The following is a 9626-nucleotide window of genomic DNA, read 5'->3' as shown; positions in this document are numbered from 1 at the left end:
CCCACGCTGTACCCGTAGGGTCAGCGATGGGAGTATGTCACGCCCTCATCTCCAACCTCTCTCAGGGGGAGAGAGGGAACTGTCGAGAACGGCTAGCGGGATCCCAGGCGGGAGCGGCTGTTCGCGTCAGCGGTGCGGAGCACTCCGCAGGGGGAAGCCCACGACCAAGATCAAGGTAACCAGAATGATCAAGGTGGAGAGGGCATTGATTTCCGGGGTAACTCCTCGTCGCGCCGTGCTGTAAATCAAAATCGGCAGGGTCTGGCTTTCGGGGCCACTGGTAAAAAAGGAGATGACAAAATCATCTATCGAAAGGGTAAAAGCCAGCAAAGCGGCAGCTTGGATCCCTGGCATGGCCAAGGGCAAGGTGACATAGCGTAGCTTTTGCCAGGTGTTTGCATAGAGGTCATAGGCGGCTTCCTCCAACGCAGGATCCAAAAGTTGGAGACGGCTGCGCACCACAATAGCCACAAAAGCAATCTGAAACGTAATGTGGGCCAAGATCATCGTCCCCAGGCCCAGCTCAAACCAGCCGGTGTAGGCGCGCACCACTTGGTAAAACAGCAGCAGCCCAATGGCCATCACAATATCCGGAATGGCTACCGGCAAGAGCAGCAGCCCCTGCACCGCCTTTTTGCCGGGGAAGTGGTAGCGGTAGAGACCATAGCCCAAGAGGGATCCCAGCAGCGTGCTGACCAGCGTGCTGACCAACGCCAGGACGAGGGTATTTTGCGTGGCCTGCCAGACCAGGGCATTCTGAAACAGGGAAAGGTACCAATCGAAGGTAAAACCTGTCCACGCCAGGCCAAAGCGGGCTCGGTTAAAGGAGTAGACGGCGATCAGCAGAATTGGCAGGTAGAGAAAGCCATAGATGGCATAGCTCACGCCCCGCAGCCAGGTGGGTATCCTTGCCAACATTCGGCCAACATTCGTGTGTTGTATCTCAGTTGTCTCTATCCCACTGTAGAGCAGACCGCCAAAATTGCAGCAACTCCCTAGGCTTTATACATCAGCCTGCAACCCTGTCTATCACGCCAAAGTCCGTGCCAATGTGAGGTTATCTGTGGCTGGATTTGTTGAATTGATGATGGGATCCCTGAAGCTGTAAAGACGGCAATCAAAGAACGTGAGCCAAACGAAATGTTTTGCTGTTCGCGTTAGGGGGACGGAGTCCTTGCCTTATTCGGGCAACCCGATACCTGTGACTGGGAAATTGGCAGCACAGGCATTCCCCAACGCCGGCAGTGGGCACTTCCGCGAGGATTGCTAAACTTAGGCTCGGAGTGGTGTGAAAAAGCTGCAACCCATGCCCAAAAGCAGTTCTGGTCGTCTTCGAGAAAAACAAAATCCAGAGGAACCGCACGCGAAAACCAAGGGTATGTCTCGGCCTGTCGGTCGCGTCAGCGGGACGGAGTCCAAACCGTTGCGGTGGGGCAATACGGCCTACTGGGAGGCGGTTGGGTTGATGTTGCTAGGGATCCTGCTGATCGTTTATCGCTGGCGGGGCACCCTGCTGATGTTGATCAATCCCGGCTATGTGAATGTGGCGCTGTTGGCCGGGCTGTGTCTGTTGGGCTTGGGGATTGGCCGTTGGCGAGGAGCCAAAGTTGCCTCTTCTGAAGTCCATGCCTCACTATTGGGGCCGCGGCTGGGCGCAGGACTGTTGATCCTGACGGCCCTGCTGGGGTTTTGGGTCGAGCCACGACCACTCTCCAGCCAAACTGCCCTCAACCGAGGGGTATCTCCCTATCTGGGGGTATCTCGTAGCCAGCCGCAGGCTTTTCGCCCCAAGCTCGACCCCCGTCAGCGAACTCTGCTGGACTGGGTGCGCACCTTGGATGTTTACCCGGATCCCTACACCTATGAAGACCAGCCGGTGCGGGTGCAGGGGTTCGTCATTCCTGACGAGCGACCCGACCACTTTGTTATTGCTCGGTTTTTGGTTAGCTGCTGTGCTGCCGATGCTTACCCCGTGGGCTTGCCGGTGCGCTGGCCAGAGGCAGAGCAGTTAACTGCCGACAGTTGGCTGCGTCTGGAGGGGCGCATGGCCGTGGAGCAGCGGGATGGCCAATCTCAGTTGGTAATCGCTGCCGAGCAGGTGGAGCCGATACCGGTGCCGCCAAACCCCTATGCCGACGAATAAGAGCAGGCGCTTAGATATCGGTTTAGATATCGGTTTCGCTCAGCTTAGCGCTCAGGTAATCGAAGGGCTCGGCCACAAAGCTGTAGTCTTCGCCGGAGCCAAGCAGCTCCAGGGTGCGGGTTTTCATGTTTTGAATGCCAATCACCGTCGGGGCGATGGGCACACCGAGGGAGTTGTAGGTCTCCCGTAAGCCGGCCAAGACTCGCTCATCCAAAATGCTGTTGTCGGCAGCCACCAGCGCGTAGGAAGCGTAGCGCAAGAAGTAGTCCATATCCCGCAAACAGGTGGCATAGCGGCGGGTGGTGTAGGCGTTGCCTCCCGGACGAATGAGATCTGGCACCTGGGCGAACATGGCCGCAGCAGCCGTTTTGACGATATCCACTGAGTTGAGATTGATCACGTTCACGGCCTTGATGCGCCGCAGCCCCGAGTCATAAAAAGCCTTGAGCGCATCCATTGCCTCCCGATCCAAGTAGCGGCCCGTCAGGTCGTAGGTTTTGATCAGTGTGGTTACGGCATCCCGCATATCCCCAGCTCCATTCTTGTGACTTTATTTTGTAAAGTAGCTTGAGATGAAAAAATGAGAAGAGATTTTGCCGGACAACATCCAAAGGTCAACCTTGGAAAATCGAGCCAGAGCCCGGCAACGGCGACGCTTCAGGCTCCCCTTCGCCCTCAGAAGTTTAGCATGCAGGGGTTTCTTTCCCACTTCCCTCTGAGACAATGGCCAATGTTGTTACGAAAATGTAACCTTTCTGCAACACTCTAGGGATCCGGCGACAACACCCGCAGCGGCTTGAGCTGGCCTGCCTGACCATACCCCAAGCCCAAAAACTTGCCCTCCTCATCCAGCACCCGCAAAGTAGGGGCACCGATAATGGGCCGGTCGAGGGGAATGGCCTGACCCTGCAGCCACTGCTCCGCTTTGGCGGAAGAGAGTTCTACTGCCTCCCAATCGGCAAATCCCCACTCAATGGGCAACAGGGCGGCAGCGGGATCCGCGGATCCCTGCCATTTCTCCAGGGGCAGGCTTTCTGCGATGCGAAAGGGGCCACTTTGCAGCCGTCGCAGCCGGCTCATCAGCCCTCCACAGCCCAATTTTTCCCCCACATCGCGGGCAAGGGCACGAATGTAGGTGCCGGGGCCACAGGCAACTTCCAGATCCACTTCCGGAAAGTCTCCGGCTCGCCAGCCCAGGATGCGCAGTTGCCGAATGACCACCCGTCGGGGTTCCAACTGGAGTTCCGCAGCCTCCACGCCGGCCCGGGCCAACTGGTAGAGCTTTTTCCCCTGCCGCTTAAGGGCGCTGTAGAGGGGCGGTACCTGCCAGATCTCGCCGGTAAACTCCCGCAAGCACTGCTCTACCTGCTCGCGACTCAACCCAGGACAAGGGGATCCCACCCGGATCTGCCCTTCGGCATCGTCGGTGTCGCTGCGCTGTCCCAATCGGAAGGTTGCTTGATACACCTTATCCCCCGACAAAAACGACAAAAAGCGTGTTGCCCGTCCCACCGCAATCGGCAAAACCCCCGTTGCCGCCGGATCCAAGGTGCCCCCATGCCCCACCTTGCGGGTGCGCAAGACCTGCCGCACCGCCGCCACACAGTCGTGGGAGGTGAGCCCCGCCGGCTTGTCCAGGTTGAGAAAGCCCTCCAGGGATCCCATGCCAGGCATAACATGCATCAACAGTTAAGATTTGTAACTGAGCTGCCCCAGCGCTTAACATGGGGTTAACTTCCGTCTCCAAGTTTGAAGCACCTATGGCTCAGTCTGACCTGTTCTTTCAGCCTATCTGGCAACGCCTCCTGATGATTGCCCCCTTTTTCCTGTGGGGCTCGGCGATGGTGGTGATGCGAGATGCCCTCTCCGAGACCACCCCCCTCTTCATTGCCATTCTGCGGTTGCTGCCGGCAGGGATCCTGGTTCTTGCCTTTCGGCTCTGGCAGGGGCGGGGTTCTGCGTCTCACGCCTGGCATCCCAGAGGGCTGCGCGGCTGGCTATGGGTGTTGGCGTTTGCGCTGGTGGATGGCACATGTTTTCAGGGATTTTTGGCCCAAGGGCTGAAAGAGACAGGGGCGGGCCTGGGATCCGTGCTCATTGACTCGCAGCCGCTGGCGGTGGCTCTGATGGCCACCTGGTTTTACCGCGAGCGGATGGGATCCCTAGGCTGGCTGAGCCTGGGGCTGGGAGTTTTCGGCATTGGCCTCATCGGCCTATCCGGCGAGGGATCCCTGCAGTTGGGGGCCGGCGTCGTTTGGATGTTGATGGCCTCCCTGTCGATGGCCATCGGCACCGTGATGATGCCCAAGGTGGCGGAGGTGGCGGATCCGGTGCTGGCGACGGGCTGGCACATGGTGTTGGGCAGCCTGCCCTTGATCCTGCTGTCAGCACTAACAGAAACCCAGCAATGGCAACACCTGAGCGGGATCCACTGGCTGGGCCTCCTCTACGCTTCGGTGATGGGGAGCGCCTTGGCCTATGCCCTCTTCTTCTATTTCGCCTCTCAGGAAAACCTCACCGAGTTCAGCTCCCTGACCTTCCTCACCCCCATCTTTGCCCTGCTGTTTGGCAGCACCTTTCTGGGGGAATCGCTGACGCGGCTGCAATGGCTGGGAGTGGGCATCACTCTGGTCTGCGTGTATTTGATTAACCACCGGCAAGAATGGCAGGAGCGCCTGCGCCTAGGCTGGAAAGGGATCCTCTCGGAGCTGGGTTTGGATTGGCTGGTGAGCGCCTTGAGCACCGTCGAGATCCGCGATGGCAACCCCGACTGATCCCATCAAAGCTTGGGCAGGGATCCCTCAGGGGGGTAAGAACCCCATAGCCTCTCTCACCGTTTTTAGCGTTTGCTCGGCGATGGCACGGGCCTTAGCGGCATTCTCCCGAATCAGAACGAGCAGGTGGTCGGGGTTGCTCCACAGTTCCCGGTAGCGCTGCTGAATGGGCTCCAGGGCAGCGATGATGCTGTCGGCGAGGAGGGGCTTGAACTGTCCCCACCCCATCTCGGCACACTCAGCCGCCACCGCCTCCTTGCTTTTGCCGGAGGTGAGCATGTAAATCGTCAACAAATTGTGGGCTTCGGGACGAGCCGGATCGTCAAAAGTAATGCCCCGAATGGGGTCGGTCTTGCATTTTTGGATCTTCTTGCGGATGGTATCCGGGTCATCCAGCAGATGAATACGGCTGAAATCCGAGGGATCCGACTTGGACATCTTGCGCGTACCATCGGTCAAGCTCATTACCCGCGCCCCCTCCGGACGAATCAGGGCCTCTGGGATCAGAAACACCTCTCCAAAACGGTCATTGAAGCGGCGAGCAATATCCCGACACAGCTCAATATGCTGCCGCTGATCCTCCCCCACCGGCACATACTTGGGTTGGTAGAGCAAAATATCCGCCGCCTGCAAAATCGGGTAGCTGAACAAGCCAACGCTGGTCTCCTCTCCCTGTTTTTCTTTCTTCTCCTTGTATTGGATCATGCGCTCCGCCCAGTTCATGGGGGTGATGGTGTTGAACAGCCAGGCCAGCTCCGTATGGGCAGGCACGTGGGACTGGACGAATAGCACGCAATGCTCCAGGCTGAGACCGCAGGCCAAATAAAGGGCAAACAGCGAACGGGTTCGCTCCCTCAGCAGCTTGGGATCCTGAGGGACGGTGATGGCGTGTTGATCGACGATGCAAAAAAAGTTCTCGTAGTGCTCCTGCTCGGCCACCCAGTTTTTAATTGCCCCCAAGTAGTTGCCCAAATGCAGTTCGCCAGAGGGCTGAATGCCGGAGAGGGTGCGCGGCTTGGCCATAGGGAAAGCAGATCTCAAACGCCAACAAGACGGAGGACAAGAGCAAGGAAAGTCTTTTTCAGGATATCAAGAGAGGCGCAACCTGTTGGTTCATGATGGAAGGAAGATGCCCAACCGCACACCATGTCAGACTCTGAACCCGAACTGTTGCGTGCTGCCAACCACTATGTGCTGCTGATACCGGGCTTGCCGGAGCAATTTCTCAGCCCTGAGGAATTGCAGGAGTTTCTCGTGCGGCTGTTGCAGGAGCATCCCCACTTGGTGGATGCAGATCTGGCCCGCTATCCCACCCCTCAAGCGCAGGCACAGCGGCTGATCGACACCGCCTGTGAGATCGAAGTTTCCCCCGGCGAAACCGTGCAGTGGCATCCTGTGCGCCTGAGCAAGCGCTCCTCGACACGGTCTTAACAGGCTCGGAAGTTCCTTGGCCAAGCCGTTCGCAGCCTCGTCGCGACAGCGTTGCAGTTCCCCTGCCGTAGCCTGAGACAGAGCCCTCATGGAGTTGTGTTTCGGATCCCGCCTTGGGCGTGATACAACGCAAGAGTAGAGATCCTTAGTCCTAAACTTAAAAGGGGTCAGCCATGCCGCGCAGCATGAAGAACGACAACTTCATTGACAAGACCTTCACCGTCATGGCCGATCTAATTCTGAAACTGCTGCCAGGGGTGAGTTCCGAGGAAAAGAAAGCCTTTGCCTACTACCGGGATGGCATGGCCGCTCAGAGCGAAGGAGAATACGCCGAGGCCCTAGAAAACTACAGAGAAGCCCTCGCCCTCGAGCAAGGGGAAGAAGACCGCAGCTACATTCTCTACAACATGGGCCTGATCTACCAGAGCAACGGCGAGCTTGACAAAGCCCTCGACCACTACCACCAAGCTCTGGAGTTAAACCCAAGACTTTGCTCTGCCCTGAACAACATTGCCGTATTGCTGCACCACAAGGGCGAGCTGAGCCTGCAAGCCGGGGATGAGGAAACAGCAGAGGCCCTGTTCAACGAGGCTGCCCAGTACTGGATTCGGGCCATTCGCATTGCCCCCAACAACTACATCGAGGCCCAAAACTGGCTGAAAACCACCGGGCGCGCCAACCTGGAGGTGTACTGAGCTTTCCTGCAGAAGGACTCCGTCCCGTTAACGCGAACGGTTGATCTCGGCTACCCTGGGCTAAGTCAAGTCGATAATCTGGGAGCCGGAGGAGAGGATGCTGAAACGGGAAGAAGTCCAACATGTTGCTCACTTGGCTCGTCTGGAGCTGACCGAAGAGGAAGAGATCCAGTTCACAGAGCAGCTAGCAGACATCTTGGCCTACGTGGAGCAACTGAAGGAGCTGGACACGGAGGGGGTAGAGCCCACCTTTCATGTCCTGGACATGGAACTGCCCACCCGCCCCGATGAAGTTGAGCCCTACCCGGATATCGAAGGGATCCTGGCCAACGCCCCTGACCGGGCAGACATGTTCTTCAAGGTGCCCCGCATTTTGGAAGGGGAAGACTGACATGGGTCGGCAGGGATTCGAACCCTGGGCCAATCGGTTAAAAGCCGAGTGCTCTACCGCTGAGCTACCGACCCAAGTTTGCAGCTTCGTCATATTAGCAAAGCTTCTGTCACATTCGCAAAGGTTCTGGCCGTATCCCCAAAAATCTTGCTATGCTGGACTCAAGTCAACCCTGGGGCTGTAACGGTTTCGACGGGGTGGCGAACATGGGTTCATGAGGCAGGTCGGGATTGAGCTTATCCCGTTACCACCAGGCTCAAAAAAGTACGTGCGAACAACGTCGTACCCTTTGCTCGTAAAGCGGCTGCTTTGGCTGCCTAAGGCTCAGTAACCGAAAACTTACTCTGAGCTCGAGGATCTGCTCACGACCCCGTTAAGTGGGCGGATCACAACCCCAACGGGTGCAGCTCTCTACTCTGGCTCCGTCGAGGGAGAGACTAAGATTAGGCGGAGAACTCCCATCGCTGGGATCCAAACGGCGATCCCCGCCTCGAGGGTCAAAGAGGCTAAACCTGTGAATGAGTGATCCCTCAGTACCCATCTCGGACACGGGTTCGACTCCCGTCAGCTCCATCTCCCAGCAGTTAACTACGAGCCAAAAACTGCCAGCTTTCAGCCATGCCCTAGGAGCAGATCCTGCTCAGTTTCTAAAGGTTTTACGGAGCGTGGGCGAGTTTGATGACAAGGTGCCGGTTTTTGTCCACCGCAACCCAGCCCTGCTGGCGAAAGCGGTTTAGGAGACGGGTAATGGTGACCCGGGTAGTGCCGATGGCATTGGCCAAGTCCTGGTGGGTAAGGCGCACTTGCAGGCGCACCCCTGTTGCAACCGGGGATCCCAGCTCCACAGCCAAAAGGGAGAGCAACTGGCGCAGCCGATCCTCTACCCGCCGCCGTCCGGCCAAGGCGAGCAATGCTTCGGTTTGGCGCAGCCGACGCACCACCTGCTTGAGCAGCCCTTGACTCAGGATCTCTGAGGCTTCCACCTCTGCTGCCGGCAGCCGCAGCACATCAACTGCCGTCAAAGCCTTAGCTTGGTAGGGATCCAGCATCGTCAGAGGGGATCCCAGGGGCATGGAGGGGCCGGCAAACCCCAACAGCGCCTCACCACCGTTGGGATAGAGGGTGGTCAACTGCACCACCCCCCGACAGACGATCACCCATTCATCAGGAAACAAAGGGATAACCTGGCCGGGAGTGTAGGGGGATAAACTGCGGCTGCGGTAGAGGTCTTCCAGCAGTTGGCGCTCCCGTGTGGACAGGCCGGCAGCAAAATGGCTAGGCATCGCTTCAGGCATAGGCTGGCTCCGCTAGGAAAACTGGGCGCACCAGTCGTTGGGCTCCCCCTTGCAAACCAACAGCAATGGGCTGGCCGTCAATGCTGAGGTTGGGGCATGAGATAAGTGTTCCCGACAACACCTTAGCGCTTGCCTTCCAGTCTGAAGTAAAGGCAAGGTTATGTCCAGGTTAAGTGTGGCTGCCCCGAGAGAATAAAGACAAAAGGGGAACCAGGCAAAGCTGCAGGGATCCGGATCCGGTAGGATCGGAAGCAGGGTGCTCCGCACCGCCGACGCGAAAGTGTTCAAGCCCTCAGGAGATCTGTCGTGACGCTGATGGTTCGTGTGATTACCCCCGACCGCACGGTTTGGGATGCCCCCAGCGAGGAAGTGATCCTCCCTGCCACTTCGGGCCAATTGGGCATTCTCACTGGGCACGCCCCCCTCTTGACCGCCATCGGCAATGGCGTTATGCGGGTCAAAGCCGATGGAAAGTGGTTGGCCATTGCGGTCATGGGCGGATTTGCAGAAGTCGAAAATAACGAGGTAACCGTCCTGGTCAACCGAGCAGAGCGGGGTGAAAAAGTGGATAAGGCAGCGGCTCAGGCCCTCTTGGACGAAGCAAGCAAAGTTTTGAATACCAGCAGCGACAAGCAAGAGCGCTTGCAAGCCAAGTTGGATCAACAGCGAGCCAGGGCCTTGATCCAAGCTGCCGAGATGGGCAGCAAGACTGGAAGCTGACCCTGTCCCGGCGCGGGATCTGCAGATGGAGCTCAAGCTGCAGGAGAGATGGAGGGGCTGAGGCGCAGCCAGGGGGCCATTTTCGATCTTTGGGGATTGGCTTTGTTAGCTAGACCGGCGGGAAGCCCCGCCTTCTGTTAGTGACTAGTGGCTGGTCACTATCCACTCACCACTATC

At 57.9% G+C, this 9626-nt stretch carries 11 protein-coding genes, 1 tRNA gene and 1 other RNA gene; 7 read left to right on the top strand and 6 right to left on the bottom strand.

Going from position 1 to position 9626, the window contains the following annotated elements; genetic code table 11:
* Positions 1 to 126 precede the first annotated feature (126 nt).
* Positions 127 to 918 (bottom strand): ABC transporter permease, encoded by a 792-nt coding sequence (locus tag NW843_RS13400; protein WP_414523194.1) that lies wholly within the window; start codon positions 916 to 918, stop codon positions 127 to 129.
* Between the two features lie 460 nt (positions 919 to 1378).
* Here NW843_RS13400 and NW843_RS13395 point away from each other — a divergent pair, with 460 nt between their 5' ends.
* Positions 1379 to 2143 carry a TIGR03943 family putative permease subunit gene (locus NW843_RS13395; RefSeq protein ID WP_414523193.1) on the top strand — a complete coding sequence of 255 codons (765 nt, stop codon included), beginning with the start codon at positions 1379 to 1381 and terminating at the stop codon, positions 2141 to 2143.
* Between the two features lie 22 nt (positions 2144 to 2165).
* On the opposite strand, the gene apcB is transcribed toward NW843_RS13395, so the two are convergent.
* The gene (apcB, locus tag NW843_RS13390) at positions 2166 to 2669 is read right to left on the bottom strand and encodes an allophycocyanin subunit beta (RefSeq protein WP_011433791.1); all 504 of its coding nucleotides are present in this window, start codon (positions 2667 to 2669) and stop codon (positions 2166 to 2168) included.
* A gap of 239 nt (positions 2670 to 2908) precedes the next feature.
* The gene (truB, locus tag NW843_RS13385; protein WP_414523195.1) at positions 2909 to 3808 is read right to left on the bottom strand and encodes a tRNA pseudouridine(55) synthase TruB; all 900 of its coding nucleotides are present in this window, start codon (positions 3806 to 3808) and stop codon (positions 2909 to 2911) included.
* A gap of 95 nt (positions 3809 to 3903) precedes the next feature.
* On the opposite strand from truB, the gene NW843_RS13380 reads away from it, so the two are divergent.
* Entirely contained in the window at positions 3904 to 4917 is a 1014-nt protein-coding gene (locus NW843_RS13380) for a DMT family transporter (RefSeq protein WP_414523192.1), read from the top strand.
* 27 nt (positions 4918 to 4944) lie between these two features.
* On the opposite strand, the gene trpS is transcribed toward NW843_RS13380, so the two are convergent.
* Positions 4945 to 5940: a tryptophan--tRNA ligase gene (gene trpS / locus NW843_RS13375; RefSeq protein WP_414423812.1), complete on the bottom strand. Its 996-nt coding sequence runs from the start codon at positions 5938 to 5940 to the stop codon at positions 4945 to 4947.
* Positions 5941 to 6063: 123 nt separating this feature from the next.
* On the opposite strand from trpS, the gene NW843_RS13370 reads away from it, so the two are divergent.
* The 3 genes from NW843_RS13370 (at position 6064) to gatC (ending at position 7434) form a co-directional block, all read left to right on the top strand.
* On the top strand, positions 6064 to 6348 hold the full coding sequence (locus NW843_RS13370) for a chlororespiratory reduction protein 7 (RefSeq protein WP_414375195.1): 285 nt from the start codon (positions 6064 to 6066) through the stop codon (positions 6346 to 6348).
* Between the two features lie 173 nt (positions 6349 to 6521).
* On the top strand, positions 6522 to 7043 hold the full coding sequence (locus tag NW843_RS13365; protein ID WP_414350803.1) for a photosystem I assembly protein Ycf3: 522 nt from the start codon (positions 6522 to 6524) through the stop codon (positions 7041 to 7043).
* Positions 7044 to 7140: 97 nt separating this feature from the next.
* Positions 7141 to 7434: an Asp-tRNA(Asn)/Glu-tRNA(Gln) amidotransferase subunit GatC gene (gene gatC, locus NW843_RS13360; RefSeq protein WP_414350806.1), complete on the top strand. Its 294-nt coding sequence runs from the start codon at positions 7141 to 7143 to the stop codon at positions 7432 to 7434.
* Positions 7435 to 7436: 2 nt separating this feature from the next.
* Here the strand turns inward: gatC and NW843_RS13355 are convergent.
* Positions 7437 to 7508, bottom strand: a tRNA-Lys gene (locus tag NW843_RS13355).
* Positions 7509 to 7608: 100 nt separating this feature from the next.
* On the opposite strand from NW843_RS13355, the gene ssrA reads away from it, so the two are divergent.
* Positions 7609 to 8010: a transfer-messenger RNA gene (gene ssrA, locus NW843_RS13350) on the top strand.
* 80 nt (positions 8011 to 8090) lie between these two features.
* Here the strand turns inward: ssrA and NW843_RS13345 are convergent.
* A complete protein-coding gene (locus tag NW843_RS13345) occupies positions 8091 to 8729 on the bottom strand; it encodes a Crp/Fnr family transcriptional regulator (RefSeq protein ID WP_414342684.1) in 639 nt (212 codons plus the stop codon).
* A gap of 306 nt (positions 8730 to 9035) precedes the next feature.
* Between NW843_RS13345 and atpC the strand changes: the two genes are divergently transcribed.
* Positions 9036 to 9449 carry an ATP synthase F1 subunit epsilon gene (gene atpC, locus NW843_RS13340; RefSeq protein ID WP_011433800.1) on the top strand — a complete coding sequence of 138 codons (414 nt, stop codon included), beginning with the start codon at positions 9036 to 9038 and terminating at the stop codon, positions 9447 to 9449.
* The last annotated feature ends 177 nt before the right edge of the window (positions 9450 to 9626 follow it).

The organism is Synechococcus sp. R5-12 (assembly GCF_047502655.1).
Taxonomy (GTDB): Bacteria; Cyanobacteriota; Cyanobacteriia; order Thermostichales; family Thermostichaceae; genus Thermostichus.
This window is presented reverse-complemented; position numbering and strand designations above follow the sequence as displayed.